General features: G+C 59.4%; 19 protein-coding genes. 10 read left to right on the top strand and 9 right to left on the bottom strand.

The window, feature by feature from the left end; translation table 11 throughout:
* Positions 1-154: 154 nt before the first annotated feature.
* Positions 155-805, bottom strand: coding sequence for a hypothetical protein (locus tag EDC23_RS01730; RefSeq protein ID WP_134080546.1), 651 nt, complete (start codon positions 803-805; stop codon positions 155-157).
* Positions 806-898: 93 nt separating this feature from the next.
* Here EDC23_RS01730 and lptM point away from each other — a divergent pair, with 93 nt between their 5' ends.
* The 10 genes from lptM (at position 899) to EDC23_RS01680 (ending at position 8083) form a co-directional block, all read left to right on the top strand.
* Complete coding sequence (gene lptM, locus EDC23_RS01725; protein ID WP_134080545.1) at positions 899-1036, top strand: LPS translocon maturation chaperone LptM; 138 nt, start codon at positions 899-901, stop codon at positions 1034-1036.
* 6 nt (positions 1037-1042) lie between these two features.
* Positions 1043-2290: a diaminopimelate decarboxylase gene (lysA, locus tag EDC23_RS01720; RefSeq protein ID WP_134080544.1), complete on the top strand. Its 1248-nt coding sequence runs from the start codon at positions 1043-1045 to the stop codon at positions 2288-2290.
* A 12-nt stretch (positions 2291-2302) separates the two neighbouring features.
* Positions 2303-2971, top strand: a complete 669-nt coding sequence (locus EDC23_RS01715; protein ID WP_134080543.1) for a class I SAM-dependent methyltransferase — start codon at positions 2303-2305, stop codon at positions 2969-2971.
* Between the two features lie 10 nt (positions 2972-2981).
* Complete coding sequence (locus EDC23_RS01710; protein ID WP_134080542.1) at positions 2982-3398, top strand: CoA-binding protein; 417 nt, start codon at positions 2982-2984, stop codon at positions 3396-3398.
* Between the two features lie 194 nt (positions 3399-3592).
* Positions 3593-4429 carry a diaminopimelate epimerase gene (dapF, locus tag EDC23_RS01705; RefSeq protein WP_134080541.1) on the top strand — a complete coding sequence of 279 codons (837 nt, stop codon included), beginning with the start codon at positions 3593-3595 and terminating at the stop codon, positions 4427-4429.
* Between the two features lie 9 nt (positions 4430-4438).
* Entirely contained in the window at positions 4439-5152 is a 714-nt protein-coding gene (locus tag EDC23_RS01700) for a DUF484 family protein (RefSeq protein ID WP_134080540.1), read from the top strand.
* Positions 5149-6057, top strand: coding sequence for a tyrosine recombinase XerC (gene xerC / locus EDC23_RS01695; RefSeq protein WP_134080539.1), 909 nt, complete (start codon positions 5149-5151; stop codon positions 6055-6057). Before EDC23_RS01700 ends, xerC begins: the two co-directional genes overlap by 4 nt.
* Before the next feature lie 88 nt (positions 6058-6145).
* Positions 6146-6529, top strand: a complete 384-nt coding sequence (locus tag EDC23_RS01690; protein ID WP_134080538.1) for a PA2779 family protein — start codon at positions 6146-6148, stop codon at positions 6527-6529.
* A gap of 11 nt (positions 6530-6540) precedes the next feature.
* The gene (locus tag EDC23_RS01685; RefSeq protein WP_134080537.1) at positions 6541-7509 is read left to right on the top strand and encodes a PA2778 family cysteine peptidase; all 969 of its coding nucleotides are present in this window, start codon (positions 6541-6543) and stop codon (positions 7507-7509) included.
* A gap of 34 nt (positions 7510-7543) precedes the next feature.
* Positions 7544-8083, top strand: coding sequence for a YSC84-related protein (locus EDC23_RS01680; protein WP_134080536.1), 540 nt, complete (start codon positions 7544-7546; stop codon positions 8081-8083).
* 107 nt (positions 8084-8190) lie between these two features.
* Here EDC23_RS01680 and EDC23_RS01675 read toward each other — a convergent pair whose 3' ends face one another.
* The 8 genes from EDC23_RS01675 to gltB all read right to left on the bottom strand — a co-directional run bounded on the left by EDC23_RS01675 (position 8191) and on the right by gltB (position 19863).
* Entirely contained in the window at positions 8191-8967 is a 777-nt protein-coding gene (locus EDC23_RS01675) for a metal ABC transporter permease (RefSeq protein WP_134080535.1), read from the bottom strand.
* A complete protein-coding gene (locus EDC23_RS01670) occupies positions 8960-9880 on the bottom strand; it encodes a metal ABC transporter substrate-binding protein (protein ID WP_166668743.1) in 921 nt (306 codons plus the stop codon). The genes EDC23_RS01675 and EDC23_RS01670 overlap by 8 nt, the downstream gene beginning before the upstream one ends.
* 12 nt (positions 9881-9892) lie before the next feature.
* Positions 9893-11140 (bottom strand): porin family protein, encoded by a 1248-nt coding sequence (locus tag EDC23_RS01665; RefSeq protein ID WP_134080534.1) that lies wholly within the window; start codon positions 11138-11140, stop codon positions 9893-9895.
* Between the two features lie 147 nt (positions 11141-11287).
* Positions 11288-11578: a hypothetical protein gene (locus EDC23_RS01660; RefSeq protein ID WP_134080533.1), complete on the bottom strand. Its 291-nt coding sequence runs from the start codon at positions 11576-11578 to the stop codon at positions 11288-11290.
* Positions 11579-11598: 20 nt separating this feature from the next.
* A complete protein-coding gene (locus EDC23_RS01655; protein WP_134080532.1) occupies positions 11599-12423 on the bottom strand; it encodes a DUF2797 domain-containing protein in 825 nt (274 codons plus the stop codon).
* A gap of 248 nt (positions 12424-12671) precedes the next feature.
* Positions 12672-13739: a uroporphyrinogen decarboxylase gene (gene hemE, locus EDC23_RS01650; protein ID WP_134080531.1), complete on the bottom strand. Its 1068-nt coding sequence runs from the start codon at positions 13737-13739 to the stop codon at positions 12672-12674.
* Positions 13740-13909: 170 nt separating this feature from the next.
* Complete coding sequence (locus tag EDC23_RS01645; protein ID WP_134080530.1) at positions 13910-15316, bottom strand: FAD-dependent oxidoreductase; 1407 nt, start codon at positions 15314-15316, stop codon at positions 13910-13912.
* 71 nt (positions 15317-15387) lie between these two features.
* A complete protein-coding gene (gltB, locus tag EDC23_RS01640; protein ID WP_134080529.1) occupies positions 15388-19863 on the bottom strand; it encodes a glutamate synthase large subunit in 4476 nt (1491 codons plus the stop codon).
* Positions 19864-19899 lie beyond the last annotated feature (36 nt).

Below are 19899 nucleotides of genomic sequence, written 5' to 3'. Positions count from 1 at the left end.
CCTGTCCGTCAGGCGGCTCGACGAAAATCTCACCACCAAGACGCCAAGACACAAAGAGTTCTTTGTTTCGATTTTGGGAAATTGCGATTCACCACATTATTTCCCTTGGTGGCTTGGTGTCTTGGTGGTGATGTTTTTACGTTAACGCACCTGTTCAGCGCCAGCGGCGCAGCGCCTGTTCGGCGACGGCGTTGTCGGGCCGGGCGATCAGGCCGCTGGCGGTCAGGCTGACCCGGTATTCGGCGCGATCCGCCATCGGCATGTAGGTGGCACTGCCATAGATTGCATCGACCCACGGCAACCAGCCGCGGTACTCGCGCGCCACTTGCCAGATATCCATGCCGCGCGGCTGGTACAGACTATAGACGGTATGCGGCAACTCCCGGGCCTGTTGCAGATTCCGGAAACGGCCGGTCAGGCGATCCAGCTGATAGGCGGTATCCAGACCCAGCACCGTCGCCAGCCCGCTCCACTTCAAAACCCGCGCCTCGATCTGCCATTCGTCACCGCGCAACTCGAAACTCTGCGACATCTGATCGGGGTAAATCACATAGACCCGAAAAGCCTGTGGCCCGCGCGCCTCGAAACGCAGTGTGGCAATCGGCTGCTCCTGGGTGAGACGCTGATAACCATACAGATTCAGCGCCACCGACCAGCTCAGGATGGCGGCAAAGATCAACACCAGTCCGGTAAGCCCCTCCAGGGCACCGCGCAACACCTTGCGCCGAAACAGCCGGGCGACGCCGGCCAGCAGCAGCACCAGCCCCAGCAGAGAGATTCCCAGAATAATGATCTTGGTCAGCATATGCGTTACCGGCTGTCGATGGGGCCACGACCTCTGACATCGGCCCGGCCATCGGCGTATAATGCCACAAACCTTCTATGAATGAGTCCGCCCATGCGCTTCTGCTGGCCACAAACCCTGTTTATCCTTCTGGTTATTGTCCTGGGCGTCAGCAGCATGCTCTCCGGCTGCGGCAAGAAAGGGCCCCTCTACCTGCCCGACGAACAACAACAAACCCGACAGGATTCCTGAGCGAGCATGGATCATTTCAATTATCAAAACGGCGAGCTGTACGCCGAACAGGTGCCGGTGGCCACGATTGCCGGGCAACACGGCACACCCTGTTATATCTATTCGCGCGCCACGCTGGAGCGCCACTGGCAGGCCTTCGATCAGGCGCTGGGCGATCATCCGCACCTGATCTGTTACGCGGTCAAGGCCAATGCCAATCTGGCGGTGCTCAACCTGTTTGCACGCCTGGGCTCCGGTTTTGACATCGTCTCCCAGGGCGAGCTGGAACGGGTGCTGGCTGCCGGCGGCGATCCCGCCAAAGTGGTCTTCTCGGGTGTCGGCAAACGGGCCGACGAGATGCGCCGCGCCCTGGAAGTGGGCATTCACTGTTTTAACGTGGAGTCCGAATCCGAGCTGCGGCGGCTCAATCAGATCGCCGCCGAACTGAACCTCAGCGCACCGGTGTCGTTGCGGGTCAACCCGGATGTGGACGCCCGGACCCATCCCTATATTTCGACCGGCCTCAAAGAGAACAAGTTCGGTATCGGCATCGATGAGGCGCAGGACGTCTATACCCGGGCCGCCGATCTGGCGCACATCACCATCGTCGGCATCGATTGTCATATCGGTTCGCAACTGACCGAGACCGAACCGTTTCTGGATGCGCTGCGTCGCGTGCTGTTGCTGGTGGATCAGCTGGAGCAGGACGGTATTCCGATCGAACACCTGGATCTGGGCGGCGGCCTGGGGATCCGTTATCACGAGGAGACGCCGCCGGAGCCGGGCGATTATGCCGCGGCCCTGCGCGAGCTGCTGGCCGACCGGCCGCAAACCATCCTGCTGGAACCGGGTCGGGCCATTGCCGGCAATGCCGGTATCCTGGTCACGCAGATCGAATACCTCAAGCCGACCCCGGACAAAAACTTCGCCATTGTCGACGCGGCCATGAACGATCTGATGCGCCCGGCCCTGTACAACGCCTGGCAGGAGATCATCCCGGTCAACACCGAACCTCACGGCGATCCCCGTTACTATGACGTGGTCGGACCGGTTTGCGAGACCGGTGACTTTCTCGGCAAGGATCGCGCCCTGTCGGTCGCCGAAGGTGATTTGCTGGCGGTGCGCTCCTCTGGCGCCTACGGTTTTTCCATGAGTTCCAATTACAACACCCGGCCGCGCGCCGCCGAGATCATGGTCGACGGCGATCAGATCCATGTAGTACGCGAACGTGAGTCGCTGGCCGGGCTGTATGCCGGCGAAGCCACTCTGCCCTGAGCCGCCTCACCCATGGAGCGCATCCCCGAACCGGAACTGATGAACGAGGCGGAGCAGGCCCGCGCCTATGCCTGGGCCGACTTCGACGCGCCGCACCAGTTCTTCATCGACTGTTTCAGGCAGCGTTTTACCAACCCGACCCTGCATGGCAATGTCCTGGATCTGGGTTGCGGGCCGGCCGATATCAGCGTGCGCTTTGCGCGGGCCTACCCGCACTGCCATATTGACGGTGTCGACGGCGCCGAAGCGATGTTGCGGGAGGGCCACCAGCGCCTGAAGCAGGAGCAGCTCACCGAACGCATCCACCTGTATCAGGCCAGACTGCCACGGGACACCATTCCCCAGCCCGCCTACGATGTCATTATCAGTAACAGTCTGCTGCATCACCTGCACGAACCGCAGGTGCTCTGGCAGGCCGTCAAACAGCACGGCCGCCCCGGCACCCCGGTATTTGTGATGGACCTGCAACGTCCCGCCAGCGCCCGGGAGGCCCGGGAACTGATGGAACACTACGCCGCCGGCGAGCCGCCCATCCTGCAACACGATTTTTATCAATCGTTGTGCGCCGCCTTTACGCCGGAAGAGGTACGCCAGCAATTACACCAGGCCGGACTCGATTATCTCGAAGTAAACAGCGTCAGCGACCGGCATCTGGTGGTACAGGGCCACCTGGGCGAGTAGACTTATTATTATGGCTTTCACCAACCCCAGCCCTGAGGAAATCCGTGCCCTGCTCGGTGCGATCCGGCACGTTGCGGTGGTCGGTCTTTCACCCAAACCCAACCGCCCCAGCCACCAGGTGGCCAGCGCCCTGCAGCAGTTTGGTTACCACATTATCCCGGTGCGTCCGGCGGTGGACGAAATTCTCGGCGAGCCGGCCTACGCGAAGCTCGCCGACGTTCCCGGCCCCATCGATCTGGTGGACGTGTTCCGCGCCCCGGATCAGATCGCGCCCATCATCGATGCCTGCATCGAACGCAAACTGCCGGCCATCTGGCTGCAGGACGGCGTGATCAACGAAGCCGAGGCGCAACGCGCCCGCGACGCCGGCCTCACCGTGATCATGGACCGCTGCATCTACCGCGACTATATGCAGCTGATGCGCTAAACCCCGGCCTAACTCTGTCATTTTAGTTACAATAACGATAAGTCTGGATAGACATTATAAAGCTGCAAGGCAAAAGACACGGTTCACACCAAAGGGCTACATTAATATTACTTTGCGTCCTCTGCGTCTTTGCACCCAAACAGCGGGCATAAACGCCTCTGCGTTGATATCTTTTTAACCCTGATGGAAGACTGATGTCACTTCGCTTCACCAAGATGCACGGCCTGGGCAATGACTTCGTGGTCATTGACGCCATTAACCAGAAGATTGACCTGGCTCGCGAGCAGATCCGCCAGCTGGCCGATCGCCGTTTTGGTATCGGCTGCGATCAGCTGTTGCTGGTGGAACCGCCGCGCGAGGCGGGCGTCGATTTTACCTACCGGATCTTCAACGCCGACGGCGGCGAGGTGGCGCAGTGCGGCAACGGCGCGCGCTGCTTTGCCCGCTTTGTGCGCGACAAGGGCCTGATCGATCGCGATACCATTGCGGTGGCCACCGCCGCCGGACGCATGACCCTGCGGATCGAGCCCGACGGGCAGGTCACCGTGAATATGGGGGTACCGCACTTTGCCCCGGCGGATGTGCCCTTTGAAGCAGACGCCCCCGCCGAGCGCTACGCTCTGCAGGTGGGGGATGAAACCCTCGGCATGGGCGCCGTTTCGCTGGGCAACCCACACGCGGTGCTGGAAGTGGACAATATCGATACCGCCCCGGTGGAACGGCTCGGACCCCTGATCGAAGCCCATCCCCGCTTTCCCCGGCGGGTGAATGCCGGGTTTATGCAGATCCTGGATGCCGGTCATATCCGCCTGCGGGTCTACGAGCGCGGCGCCGGCGAGACCCTGGCCTGCGGCAGCGGCGCCTGTGCGGCGGTGGTTGTGGGTCGCCAACAGGGCCGACTTGGTGATAAGGTTGAGGTCACCCTGCCCGGCGGGACGCTGCAAATCCAGTGGCAGGGAGGGGATTCACCCGTACTGATGACCGGCCCGGCAACGACAGTGTTTGAAGGCAACATCCAGGTTCAGGGGTAAGAGCACGTTATGAGTAACCGCCAGCAAAATCCGCTCGCTGTGGACAAGGCATTCGAGCGCGAGGTAGTGCGCTACCTGCGTGACAATCCCGACTTTTTCGAACGCCATCTGGATCTGCTGGCCGACATGGTACTGCCGCATCAGCCACAGGGTGCCGTCTCCCTGATCGAGCGTCAGGTCTCGGTGCTGCGCGATCACAAGCAGGCACTCAAGCAGCGTCTTCAGGAACTGACCGATTACGCCCGGCAAAACGAGGATCTCAGTAGCCGGCTGAACAAGCTGATTCTGGATCTGCTGGATGCCGATGACTTTGACAGCCTGCTGGGACTGATCCAGGAGCGCCTCAAGTCCGATTTCGAGGCCGATGCGGTCGTGATTCGGCTGTTCAATTCCGGGGCACCGATCCTCAAGGCCCATCCCGATATCATGGATTGGAGCGAACCGGCACTCGGCGCCTTCGAAAAAGTGATCGACGGCCGCAAACCAGTCTGCGGTCCGCTCAAACCGGGCCAGCTCGACGCCCTGTTTAACGATTATGCCGAGGTGGTACGCTCCGCCGCCCTGATTCCGCTGGTGGAAAGCGAATCCAGCAAGCAATGCATCGGCCTGCTCGCCATCGGCAGCCAGGATCCGCAACGTTTTCGCACCAACATGGGAACCCTGTTCCTCTCCCATCTGAGCCACGTGCTCACCCGGATTCTGAAGCTCCATCTGGGCTCATGATCGCCGGCGCACAGCAGGCCGTGCAGGATTATCTGGCCAAGCTGCAAAACGAACGCCAGGTTTCTCCCCACACTCTCAGTAACTACCGGCGCGATCTGCAACAGCTCACCGGGTTTTGCGACGCGCACGATCTGACCGACTGGTCGCAGCTGGACAGCCAGCATGTTCGCCAGTATGTGGCACAACGCCATCGCAACGGCCTGGGTGCCCGCAGCCTGCAGCGGGCCCTGTCGTCCATGCGCGGGTTTTTCGATTTTCTGATCCGCGCAGGCCGACTCAACCATAACCCGGCCCGCGACGTTCAGGCGCCGAAGGTCAAACGCAACCTGCCGCACACCCTGGACGTGGACAAGACCGCCGCGCTGCTGGATCTGCAGGGCAAGGATCCCCTGGTCATCCGCGATCGCGCCATTCTGGAACTGTTTTACTCATCCGGACTGCGCCTGGCCGAACTGGTGCAACTGGATCGATCCCAGCTGGATCTGGCCGAGGCGCAGGTCAGTCTGCACGGCAAGGGTAACAAAAGCCGCATTGTCCCCGTTGGCCGCCAGGCGCTGGCGGCATTGCAGGCCTGGCTCGTCGTTCGCGAGGCAATCCCCTTACAGGATGAACCGGCTTTGTTTGTCAGTCGCCAGGGGCGGCGAATCTCCGGACGCAATATTCAAAAACGGCTACGCGAATGGGCACAACGCCAGGGAATTGATGTCCCGGTTCATCCCCACATGCTGCGTCACTCTTTTGCCAGCCATCTGCTCGAATCGAGCGGCGATCTGCGCGCGGTGCAGGAACTGCTCGGCCACGCGGACATCAGCACCACCCAGATCTATACCCATCTCGATTTCCAGCATCTTGCCAGAGTCTATGACCAGGCCCATCCCCGGGCACGTAAGAAGCGGCGTGATTAAATTCACATCTCACGCTTAACGGCTGTCTATCTCTCCCTGTCTGAACTAAGCTTGTTCATGAGTTAATCGGACAACAAGGAGTCGTCCCATGTATATGTTACGCAAATTTCGTAAGGTCTTTAGTCTGATCATTCTTACCACCATGATGTCACTGGGGATCACGGCTCCCGGTTACGCAGCCATGCTCGGTACCGATGATATCCTTGCGGGTGATAACCTTCAGCAACAACGGGATTACGTCAAGGAACTGCTGAATCGCGACGAAGTCCAGAATCAACTGGCCGATATGGGCGTGGATCCGCTTGAAGCCGAACAGCGGGTTGACGCAATGACCGAACAGGAAATTCAGACCCTGTCCAGTCAGCTTGAAGAACTGCCTGCCGGTGCCAGCGCGCTGGGACTGCTCGCCTTTGTGCTGGTCGTTCTGCTGATTACCGATCTGCTTAATCTGACCAACGTCTACAATATCTGAGATCCGTTTTAATGACTGTCTGTTACACCGGCCCCCGCCTTGCGGGGGTTTTTCTTTTAACCCTGACGGGTTTACTGCTTGGCGGTTGCGCCGGCACGCCGCAAAGCGATCGCCTGCTCGATGCGCCGCCGGCGGATATCAGTCCGGCGGTAGAGTTGAACGAAGTCCCGTTTCACCCCCAGGAAGCTTATCAATGTGGTCCCGCCTCACTGGCGATGCTCGCCAACTGGCAGGCCGTCAATATCACCCCGCAGGCACTGACCCCGAAACTTTATATTCCCGGTAAAAAAGGCAGCTTGCAGATTGAGCTGCTCAGCAACACCCGCCGGCTGGGGCTTATTCCTTATCTCCTGAAACCCGAACTGGACGATCTGCTGCGCGAGGTCGAGGCGGGCAATCCGGTACTGGTATTCCAGAATCTGGCGCTGGACTGGTATCCCCGCTGGCATTATGCGGTGCTGATCGGTTATGACCTGAATGCCGATGAGGTTATCTTGCGTTCAGGTGTTAACCGACGACGCATTAATACCCTGGCCCAGTTCGAACGTACCTGGCAGCGGGCCGATCGCTGGGCCATGCTGGCGCTCAAGCCCGGACAACTGCCGACCACGGTGGAATACTGGCGTTATCTACGCGCCCTGTCCGCCATGGAACAGGTTAACCGACACGCCGAAGCGGCAGCGGGATACCGCGCCGGCCTGCAACAGTGGCCGGACGATGCCCGTCTGTTGATGGGGCTGGGAAACAGTCAGTATGCACAGGGCAATACCTCGGCGGCGATGGCCACCTGGCAACAATTGCTCGATGCCCAACCCGATTATGCCCCGGCGCACAACAATCTGGCGCACCTCTATTTAGAGGCAGGCAATATCCCCCGAGCCGAACATCATGCCCGGCGCGCCATTGCCCTGGGCGATGAACACCTTGAAGCTTACCGGCAAACCCTTGAGGAAGTTCATCAGCGTCAACAAATGGAGTAAACTAGACAGCTGCTTCATGCAAGGGAGCCATCCCATGACCCGCACACTTAATCTGGTTCTTACTGTGTTGTTATTATCGGGTCTCACCAGCTGTGCCACCTGGGACCCGGATGGCGAAGCCAGCCTGCAACAGGAGGCCGCGGAGACCGTCAAGGTATTTCGCGCCCGGGATCCGGGGATGCAGCGTTTCTTTGATAACGCGTATGCCTATGCGGTATTTCCGACCGTGGGAAAAGGCGGCATGGGGATCGGTGGCGCCTATGGTGAGGGACTGGTCTATCAAAACGGCAAGCCGGTCGCCCGGACCTCTCTGACCCAGCTCACCCTCGGGCTGCAACTGGGTGGCCAGGCCTATCACGAGATCATCTTCTTCGCTGACAGGGCGGCTTTCGAACGATTCAAAACCGGCCGGCTGGAATTATCGGCCCAGCTGTCGGCTGTTGCCGCCACACAGGGGGCCTCCGCCGACGCCGGTTATGAACAGGGCGTGGCCGTCTTTACCCTGGCCAAAGGCGGACTGATGTACGAGGCCTCGGTGGGCGGGCAAAACTTCAGCTACGAGCCCTTGAAATAAACCCCGCTTGCCTGTCGTGGCAAACCGTGTTCTATTGACTGCAATACCCGTCGGATAACTCCCCTGTCCCGCTCGACGCCCGTGACTGACTTATTCCTGTGGCCCCTTCACTCAACCTGGCGATGCATCCCCTTTGCGCGGCTTATCCAGGCGACCCCGCCTGCAACAACAGCCAGGCACCAGGTGATCATCGCCCCGGAAGGGAAATCAAACAAGGCGGAAAACAGCAACCCGAAAAAATAACCCGCCAGACCGATGCTGTAAGCGGTAATTAACGGCCTGGTCGAATGCAGACTTGCCAGTGCCGGGATAATCAGACTGGCGAAAACCAGATAAATTCCCACCAGCTGCGTGGACAGGGTGATGGTAACGGCAAACAACGGATAGAACGCATAACCGCCGATCTTCTTTCGCATTCCAAACCACAACGCCAATACCACAAGATAGATGAGCACCGTGACAATCAGGTCGGTATATTCCACCCAGAGAATTTGCCCGACGAGCATCTCCCGTAATCGTTCGCCACCATGGGGATCCTTGGACAAAAGCAGGATGCTCCCGGTCGCCGCCAGCATGAACAGAACCCCGATCAGCGCCTCCTGGATGCGCGTCGGGGCATGGCGTACGCGATACAGCAGGCTTGCACCGACAACCGCGGCAGCCATCGCCACCAGCTGGTCAAGTATAGCGCCGTGGGCCTGCAATCCGAGATAACTCGACAGAATCAGCCCCAGCGCCGCCATTTGCGCAATAGCAAGATCCAGGAAGATGATACCGCGCTGCAGCACCTCCCTGCCCAGCGGTACATGAGTACTCAGGATCAACACGCCTGCCAGCAAGGCCGGTAATATGATCCCGGCCTGTAATGTCAGTGATTCAATCATCTTCAATCTCCGCCAGCAGCAGCTCGAGGGTATTGTTATACAGGCTGAACAGATCCTGTGCCCGTTCATTACCGCCGACGGTATATGGCAGGCTTACCAACGGCGCCTCACTGCGCCGGGCGAGCCATTGCGCGCCCCGATCGTTTTGATATGACGCGATCAGGATAAAATCCGGCGGGGTCTTTTCCGTCGTTTCCAGCAATTTTGCCAGATGTCCACTGGTTGGCGGCAGGCCCGGCCTGGGCTCGAGATCGGCCAGCACGTCGATGCCCAGCCAGGTGAGCAGATAACTCCAGCTACGGTGTTGCACGATCGCTTTTTTACCCCGCAGTTCTTCCGCTTTGCGCTCCCACTCCTTGATTGCCGCTTGCCACTGGTCAGCGAAGCGATCGAAGTTATCCTGATAATATTGCCTGTTCGATTCATCGATCGTCTTCAGTCGCTGCGTTAACGCCTCGGCAATGTCCAGCAACCGGTAGGGATCCAGATGAACATGCGGATTCCCCGCCGCATGGATATCGCCCATGCTGCGATCAACCTTCTCCAGGGTCTCCAGCAGCGGTACCTGCTCGCTTGCCAGGAAATAACCGGGCTTACCCTGCTGGATACGGGTATTGCCGGACTGGCGCAACAGCAACGGTAACCAGCCGACTTCCAGTTCCGCCCCGGTACAGGTCACCAGATCCGCGTTTCTAGCCCGGGCGATCAGTGAAGGCCGGGCCTCGATATGATGCGGATCCTGATACGCCGTGGTCGCCGAGACGACGCTGACGCGATCCCGGCCAAGTTCCTCTGCCAGCGCCGCCCATTCCGGCTCGCAGGCCAGGATATCAACCTTAGCCACGCCCTGGCCGGCCATGACAGACAGCAGGGCGAACAACGGGACAGACAACAACCTGTTGCGTTTGTTCATCATGCTCTCCTTTCAGTACCTGTGAGCACCGTGAGCCCCCAGGCTCATGATGTATTGCAGCATCAGCATGTCATTTTTTTCACGTCCGTTGTCCAGTTCACTGTACTGCAGCCGCAAAAGACTAAAATGACTGGGGGAATAATCAACCATCACACTGTAGCGCTCGGGATCCTTTGCCTCGCTTCCCAGCCCGGACTCCTCCAGATACTCCTCCTGATCGATGTTCGTTCCGGAAAAGTTGGTAATCGTGTTGTCGGCCTCGAGCCGATCGTAACGCAGCCCCACGCGCCAGGCGGGCATAAACTGATAAACCCCCTGCATGTAGAAGCCGGTCTGCTCACCCGTATAATCAGCTGTCGCGGAATCACTTCCCTCGGTAAATTCCGAATGGCCGTCTTCATCGCGGACGAAATACTCGGCCTGGAACTTGAAATTGGTCTGCCGTGAGTTGCCGTTGGGTGCCCATTTGTAGACAAAATCGATCCCGGCCATATCCACCTCGCCATCCAGCAACTCGTTGTCTGCCTCCGCGGTTTCACCGCCGTGAGCGTGCCCGCCCGCCTCGCGGCTGGCGAATTCGGTGCTGTAGTAACTGACACCCAGTTGCCAGCTGGCACTGACGCTGATATCGCCGCCGGTTTTGGCAAACAGGGCCATGCCGTTGTTATTATCCTCATTCTCGCCACCGGGAAACTCGCTGCCGGTTGTCACTTCGGCACCCAGGTTCAGGTACCACGCAGTCGGCGCGACCCAGCGCAGCTGTACGCCGGTATCGTTGAGGTGCCCGCCCACCAGCGCGTCGTAGACCAGGGGGCGATCCGCAAAGTCATGGGCATGATCGTGGACGGCATTGAGATAGCCGATACCGGAATAAAACTTGCCGCCCCGGACCGTCGCGCCATGCCCCAGCCCCAGGGTTTCCATGAAAGCCTCTTCCAGTTCGATCGTTGTTTCATTGTTTTCGTAAAGTATCGGTGCCGTCAGCTGGCCATAGAACTTGTCATCCACGTTGGCGGATATAACCAGCTCATTGTGGCCCATCGAGAAACCTTTTTCCGGCAACCCGGCCTCGCCACCGGGTTGAAAACCGGGCAACTCGAGCTCGCTGTTATCCAGATCGGTATAGCGCCCCTCCAGGATCAGACTGACCGCGGGATTGAACTCATTGCCGGCTATTTTCCCCATGCCCTGTGCATATAAAAACCCCGGCATCGCACTCAGCCCTGCCAGACTCAATAACAGTACTGTTGTTCTGAACATTTTTATCTCCTGACTCATTCCCGTCAGATCACGCATGGGTGATCGCATGGCTCACGATTTTCGGCCACCGGCCGGCATACCAACACGGGATAATCAAAGCATTGCCATTCCCGTTCAGGAATCGCGTTTAATAAGGATAGAGTGAGTTCAGGCGCGCGGCGGGCCGCGGGAAGAATTGGCGTAGATTGGGGAGAAATAAACCGGTTGCTCAACCTGCAGATCAACCACGCTGATCCGGGCAAGGTAAGCCGTCGGAGCCAGCGGTAACTCATCGGGAGAGAGGTTCGGCTGAGCATGCAGGCATAACTGACACTCGGTATCGGCAACGGCATTCGTGTGGCCGATTTCATGCAACAGCAGGGCGGATTGACCCAGCAATACCAGCAGCAGAACAACGCTTGCCGGTTTATGCCAGTTATAGTGTCGCCAGATGTGCATGATGGTCGATTGCAGTCCGCTCAGGGGCAGGTCAACTGCAGTTTATACCCCGAAAACTTGCGCAGGTTCAAGACGCCGCTGCTCAGAATCAGATACTGCCCCTTGATCCCCTGCAGTGTCCCTTCAACAAACGGGGTCTTGTCGAAATTCAGGGAAGTGACCTTCTGCGGGTAAGCGAGCACCGGATAGTGAATATCCACCACGGCCTCATCGGTCAACAGATTCAGACTGCCCTCTTCCTGCTGTTGAGCCAGCTGCGCCAGCTCCTGATCACACTGTTCGAACAGTTCATCCCGTCGCGCCGCCAGATCGACCGCTTCGGGTTCACCCTTGAGCATCCGTTGCCAGGCTGTCTTGTCCGCCACATGCTGTTTGAGGATCACTTCCACCAGACCGGCGAGCAGGCGATTTTTGACCCGCATGATCGGCAACGCCTGACTGGCGCCCTGATCCATCCAGCGCGTCGGGATCTGGCTGCCCCGGGTGATGCCGACCTTGATCCCCGACGAATTGGCCAGGTAGACATAATGGTCCTGCAGGCAATGCTGCTCGCCCCACTGCGGCTCGCGGCAGGTCCCTTCGAAATAATGGCATTGCTCGGGTTTGACAATACAACTGTCACACTGGGCCAGGGAACGGAAGCAGGGATAACAATATCCCTGGTTGAAGCTTTTGCTGGTCTTGCGGCCACATTCGATGCAATGAATCTCGCCGAGAAATTCCAGCGACAGATTCTCTCCGATCAGGGGATTGAGCGGGATCGTCTGTTCACCGATGGGCAGATGATAGTCGACCGAGTCATCGAGTCGGGTGACCAGTTTGCGAGTGTTGCCGGAGATTTGCATACACAGATTGTCGCACAGTTTATACCCGGCGCCCATCGCCGCAAATGAGCGTACTTTGAGGCTGGCTCTGTTACCCGGCGCCCGTGGGCCGGTATCAAAACAGGGGCTTTTTTCAACGTCGCGGCGCTGTTGTGCACTGCACGACTTTATGCGGACTTTAGTGTCGCCGCCTCGATCGGTCTGCTTTAGTTGAGCTAACGCAGTTTTTGTATTTACCCGACACCACACCGCCCGGTGAGACAACGGATTCAGGTCCGATGATAGGGAACACTCAGCTCATGGACGGCATCGATGAATGCTTTGGCGTGATCGGGATCCACATGCTGATGGATGCCGTGACCCAGGTTAAAGATATGACCGGCTCCTGCGCCGTAGCTTTCCAGGATGGTCGCCACCTCGGTCTGGATCCGCTCCGGGGAGGCATACAGCACACAGGGATCCATGTTGCCCTGCAGGGCGACCCGCTCACCGACCCGCTGGCGGGCCAGACCGATATCGATGGTCCAGTCCAGTCCCAGCGCATCGGCGCCAATGTCGGCCTGATCCTCCAGCCACTGGCAGCCCCCCTTGCTGAAGATGGTTACCGGCACCTTGCGACCCTCGTGCTCGCGGGTCAGCCCGGCGATGATCCGGCGCATATAGTCGAGAGAGAATTCACTGTAATCCCGGGTGGTCAGCACCCCGCCCCAGGTATCGAAAATCATTACCGCCTGGGCGCCGGCGGCGATCTGGGCGTTGAGGTAGTCGATCACGGTAACCGCCAGTTTCTCCAGCAACTGGTGCATCGCACGGGGATTTTCGTAAAGCAGACCTTTGACCCGGGCGAATTCCTTGGTGGTGCCGCCCTCCACCATATAGGTGGCCAGGGTCCAGGGACTGCCGGAGAAGCCGATCAGCGGCACCCGCCCGTCCAGTTCCCGCCGGATGCTACTCACCGCGTCCATCACATAACCCAGGCTGTCCGCGACATCGGGAACCGGGAGTTGTTCGATCGCCGCGGCCGTGCGCAGCGGCCGCTCGAAACAGGGGCCTTCGCCCTCGGCAAAATAGAGACCCAGATCCATGGCATCGGGAATGGTCAGGATATCGGAAAACAGAATCGCCGCGTCCAGATCAAAACGGTCCAGCGGCTGCATCGTAACTTCGGTAGCCAGCTCCGGATTCTTGCACAGATCCAGAAAGCTACCCGCCTTCTCGCGCGTGGCACGATACTCGGGCAGATACCGCCCGGCCTGACGCATCATCCACACCGGCGTCACATCCACCGACTCCCGCGCCAGGGCTTTCAACAAACGATCATTTTTCAATTCAGTCATGTTTTTATCTTTTTTACCGCAGAGACGTTTATGCCCGTTGTTTGGGTGCAGAGGACGTAAGGCAATTTTGAGTTTTTAATGTTGAATTTTGAATTAAATACAGACGCCACAATTCAAAATTTAACATTCAACATTAAAAATTATATCTTCGCGCCTCTGCGTTGAATGTTTTATACCTCGAGATAGTCGAGGATGCCTTCGGCGGCTTCGCGGCCTTCGTAGACGGCGGTGACCACCAGGTCGGAGCCGCGCACCATGTCGCCGCCGGCGAAGATCTTCGGATTGCCCGTCTGGTGTTTGTATTCCTGTTTTTGCGGTGCCTTGACCCGGCCCCGTTCGTCAGTGGCGATCCGGTACTCCTCGAACCACTCCCCGGGGCTCGGCTGGAAGCCGAAGGCGATGATCACCGCGTCGGCCATGATGATCTCTTCGGAACCGGGGACCGGTTCGGGGCGGCGACGACCGCGCTCATCGGGCTCGCCCAGTTGCGTGGTCACCACCTTGACGCCTTCCACCTGGCCGTTGCCGACGATCTCCACCGGCTGACGGTTCCACATGAACTGCACACCCTCTTCCTTGGCATTGCCCACTTCCCGTTTGGAGCCGGGCATGTTGGCCTCGTCACGCCGATAGGCACAGGTCACCGAGGCGGCACCCTGGCGAATCGAGGTCCGGTTGCAGTCCATGGCGGTATCACCCCCACCCAGCACCACCACGTGGCGGCCCTGCATGTTGATGTAATCTTTGGGATCCTTTTCGTAGCCGTAGCAGTGGTTGACATTGGCGACCAGGAAATCCAGCGCGGCATACACGCCGGGCAGATCCTCGCCGGGGATACCGGCGGTCATGTACTTGTAGGTCCCCATGCCCAGGAACACCGCGTCATATTGATCCGCGATCGCCTTGAAGGTGATGTCCTTGCCCACTTCCACACCGAGTTTGAACTCGATCCCCATGCCTTCGAAGATCTCGCGGCGCTTGTGGATGACCTCTTTTTCCAGCTTGAATTCGGGAATCCCGAAAGTCAGCAGGCCGCCGATCTCCGGATAACGATCATAGACGGTAACGGCGACGCCGTTACGCGCCAGCACATCGGCACACCCCAGACCGGCCGGACCGGCGCCGATCACCGCGACCTTTTTGCCGGTCGCCTCGACCCCGCTCATGTCCGGGCGCCAGCCCTGCTCAAACGCAGTATCGCTGATGTACTTCTCGATGGAACCGATCGTGACCGCCCCGAAACCGTCGTTCAGGGTACAGGCTCCTTCGCAGAGACGATCCTGCGGACAAACCCGGCCACAGACTTCGGGCAGCGAGTTGGTTCGATGGGAGAGTTCCGCCGCCTCAATAATATTGCCTTCGGCAATCAGCTTGAGCCAGTTGGGAATATAATTATGGACCGGGCATTTCCATTCGCAATAGGGATTGCCACACTCCAGACAACGGTCTGCCTGCTGTGCCGCCGACTCGGCATCGTACTGACCATAGATCTCGCGATATTCCCTGACCCGGATATCGACCCGTTTTTTCTCCGGATCGATGCGCTTGACCTGTAAAAACTGAAACGTGTTACCCATGATTTGCTCTAACTGCCCATTGAGGCAGCCGGACAATCCCGGCTGCGGATTTATGCTATCAAGTAAAAAAGTTACGCAGCGCGGCGCTGCAGATCGTCCATCAGGGACTCCAGTGAAGCCGCTTTCGGTTTGACCAGCCAGAAGTGACCCACCTCATCGGCAAAATTGTCCAGTAACATCTGGCCACGCTGACTGCCGGTCTCGCGCACAAACTCCTCGATCACTTCACGCAGATGATTGCGGTTGGCTTCCATGTGTTCGGGTACGATGCGATGAATGTCGACATCATGGCTGACACAATCGACAAAGCTGTTGTCCACGTCATAGACATAGGCAAAGCCGCCGGTCATGGCCGCGCCGAAGTTGAGTCCGGCCTGACCCAGTACGGTGACATGGCCGCCGGTCATGTATTCACAACCGTGATCGCCCACGCCCTCGACCACCGCGTGACAGCCGGAGTTGCGCACGCCGAAGCGTTCGCCGGCCGTGCCGGCCGCGTAGAGCTTGCCGCCGGTCGCGCCGTACAGGCAGGTGTTGCCGATGATCGTGGTCTCGTGGCTGGCAAAGCTGCTGCCCTTCGGCGGATAGAGGACCAGTTTACCGCCGGCCATGCCCTTGCCGACATAGTCGTTGGCATCACCTTCCAGGTACATATGCAGGCCGCCGGCGTTCCAGACGCCGAAGCTCTGCCCGGCCGTGCCGTTCAGACGCAGCACGATGGGTTTGGCTTCCATACCCAGATCGCCGTGGCGCACGGCGATCTCGCCGGACAGGCGCGCGCCGATGGAGCGGTGGGTATTGCGAACTTTGTAATTGAACTCGCCGCCGCTCTTGTTTTCAATCGCCGGCAGACAGTCTTTCACCATCTGTTCGGCCAGTTCGGCCTTGTCGAACGGCTCGTTACTCGGTTTCACGCAACATTGCGGCTTGTCTTTGGCCACACCCGCATCACTGAGCAGGGCGGAGAGATCCAGACCGCGCTGCTTGCTGGTTTCCCCTTCCAGCGCCTCGAGCAGATCGGTCCGCCCGATGGCGTCGGTCAGCTTGCGCAGCCCCAGCCCGGCCAGCAGCTCGCGCACCTCCTCGGCAATAAAGCGGAAGTAGTTCATCACCCACTCCACTTCGCCGCGATAGTGATCCATGCGCAGCACCTTGTCCTGGGTGGCGACGCCGGTCGCGCAGTTGTTCAGATGACAGATACGCAGGTACTTGCAACCCATGGCGACCATCGGCCCGGTACCGAAACCGAAGCTTTCCGCACCGAGGATCGCCGCCTTGATCACATCCAGACCGGTCTTGAGCCCGCCGTCGGTCTGCAGGCGCACCTTGTCGCGCAGATCGTTGGCGCGCAGAAGCTGGTGGGTTTCACTCAAGCCCAGCTCCCACGGACTGCCGGCATACTTGACCGAGGTCAGCGGCGAGGCACCGGTACCGCCGTCATAACCGGAGATGGTGATCAGATCGGCATAGGCCTTGGCCACGCCGGCAGCCACGGTACCGACACCGGCCTCGGAGACCAGTTTGACCGAGACCAGCCCGCCGGGATTGACCTGCTTGAGATCGAAAATCAGCTGGGCCAGATCCTCGATGGAATAGATATCATGATGCGGCGGCGGCGAGATCAGCGACACACCCGGCTTGCAATAACGCAACCTGGCAATCAGCTCGTTGACCTTGTGACCGGGCAGCTGCCCGCCTTCGCCGGGCTTGGCGCCCTGGGCCACCTTGATCTGCATGACTTCCGCCGAACGCAGATAGGCCGGCGTCACCCCGAAGCGTCCGGAGGCGACCTGCTTGATCTTGGAACGCTTGTTGGTGCCGTAACGTTTGGGATCCTCGCCTCCCTCGCCCGAGTTGGAGCGGGCACCGAGGCGGTTCATCGCCTCGGCCAGGGTTTCGTGTGCCTCGGGCGACAACGCGCCCAGGGACATGGCGGCCGAATCGAAGCGGGTGGCGATCTCTTCCATCGGTTCCACTTCATCCAGCGGCACGCGCTGCTCGCTTTCGCGCAGCCGCAGCAGATCGCGCAGGGTCAGCGTCTGGCGTTGATTGACCAGCGTGGTGTATTCCTTCCATTTATCGAAGTCGCCGCTTTTGACCGCTTCCTGCAGTGTGCCGATCACATCCGGATTATAGGCGTGATCCTCGCCGCCGTGGATAAATTTGAGCAGGCCACCCTGCTGGATCGGCTTGCGTTTGTTCCAGGCCAGTTTGCACAGCAGGCGCTGGTCTTCCTGCAGATCACTGAAACCGATGCCCTGAATTCGATTGGTCGTGCCGTTGAAGCAGAGATCCACCACGTCCTGATGCAGGCCCACCGACTCGAACAACTGGGCGCCGCGATAACTGGCGATGGTGGAGATCCCCATCTTGGAGGTGATCTTGTACAGCCCCTTGTTAATGCCCTTGCGGTAATTGGCATCCAGCGTCGCGGCACTGGACTCGGTGATCTCGCCGCTGCGCTGCATGTCGCGCAGCGCGGCATAGGCCAGATAGGGATAGACCGCGGTGGCGCCATAACCGATCAGCACCGCAAAATGATGGGGATCCCGGGCGGTGCCGGTTTCGACCACGATATTGGCATCACAGCGCAGGCCTTCGCGCACCAGACGATGATGGACCGCGCCGGTGGCGAGCAGCGCATGGACCGGCCGGGTCTCGCGACTGATCTCGCGATCGCTCAGGACCAGCACCACCTTGCCGTTTTTGACCGCCTTGACGGCCTGTTCACAGATATCGCGGATCGCCGCTTCGAGATCCACGTCCTCGGGATAATTCAGCGAGATGCTCTGATTGGCGTAATTCTTGTCGCTCTGCCCCATCTCCAGCAACTGGGTGAACTTGCTGTGCGAGAGCACCGGTGAGTCGACCAGCAGCCGTTCGGCATGCTGCGGGGTCTCCTCGAACATGTTGCGTTCGGGGCCGAAGCAGGTCTCCAGCGACATGACGATCTGTTCACGAATGGGATCGATCGCCGGGTTGGTGACCTGGGCAAACTGCTGACGGAAGTTGTCATAGGGCGAACGCACCATGCGCGACAGAACCGGGAAGGGCGTATCGTCGCCCATGGAGCCGACCGCTTCCTGGCCGTCCTCGCCCAGCACGCGAATGATCTGATCCCGTTCCTCGAAGGTAATCTGGAACATCTTCTGATAGACATCCACCAGGGATTCGTCCACAGGTGAGGCGTTGTTCTCTTCCTGCAGCAGGGACTTGAGCCGCCGTGCATTTTCACGCAGCCACTGCTTGTAGGGATGGCGGCTCTTGAGTCGCTGATCGATATCCTCGGGCAGCAGCAGTTCACCGCTGTCGGTATCCACCGCCAGCATCTGGCCCGGCTTGAGCCGGCCCTTGCTCACCACATCTTCCGGGGCATAGTCGTAAACGCCGATTTCCGAAGCCAGGGTGATATGCCGGTCCCGGGTGATCACCCAGCGCGCCGGGCGCAGGCCGTTGCGATCCATGCTGCAGGCGGCGTGGCGCCCGTCGGTCAGCACGATGCCGGCCGGACCGTCCCACGGCTCCATGTGCATGGAGTTGTATTCATAAAAGGCGCGCAGATCCGCGTCCATGGTCTCGACGTTCTGCCAGGCCGGCGGAATCAGCACCCGCATGGCGCGAAAGATGTCCATGCCACCGGCCAGCAATGCCTCGAGCATGTTGTCCAGGCTGTTGGAGTCGGATCCCGACGGGGAGACCAGCGGACGGACATCTTCCATGGGAATGTGCGGACTGTCGAACTTGTGGCCGCGCGCCACCGACCAGTTACGGTTACCCTCCAGGGTATTGATCTCGCCGTTATGGGCCAGATAACGGAACGGCTGGGCCAGGCGCCATTCGGGCCAGGTGTTGGTGGAAAAGCGCTGATGGAACACGGCCAGGGCAGAAGCCATGCGCGAGTCATTCAGATCTTCGTAGAAGACCGGCAGGTATTCGGGCATGACCAGTCCCTTGTAGGAGATCACCCGCGAGGAGAGACTGGGAATATAAAAGGTATTGTCCTGCGGATCGATCGCCTTTTCGGTACGCCGCCGGGCTATATATAAGTGTCGCTCGAAATCGATCTCTTCCATCGCCGCCGGGGCATTGATAAAGATCTGCTCAATGGTGGGCAGGGTGCGCAACGCCTCCTCGCCACAGGCATCGGGATTGACCGGTACCGCCCGCCAGCCGAGGACTTCGAGCCCTTCCTGTTCCAGTTCGCGCACCAGCTGGTTGCGCGCCGCCCCGGCCAGCTGATCGTCGGTGTTAAGAAACACCATGCCCACGGCAAAGCGATCATTGAGTGCATAGCCCTGCTCTTTGGCGATTGCCTGGAAAAAACTTTTCGGCTGCTTCAACAACAGTCCACAGCCGTCGCCGGACTTGCCGTCGGCCGCGATCGCGCCACGATGGGTCAGCCGCTCCAGGGCGCCGATGGCGGTCTCCAGGATCCAGTGGCTGGCTTCGCCATCCATATGGGCGATCAGCCCGAAGCCGCAATTGTCCCGTTCAAAGTTCGGTTGGTAGAGCCCGCCGGGGAGTTGAGTCTGTTTGCTTTGTGTCACTGGAACCGCCACTAAATTCTTACCGTGATTCGACTT

It is taken from the genome of Thiohalophilus thiocyanatoxydans (assembly GCF_004366735.1).
Lineage (GTDB): Bacteria > Pseudomonadota > Gammaproteobacteria > UBA6429 > Thiohalophilaceae > Thiohalophilus > Thiohalophilus thiocyanatoxydans.
Note: the sequence above shows the minus strand (reverse complement) of the source record. Positions and strands in the feature narration are given on the sequence as shown.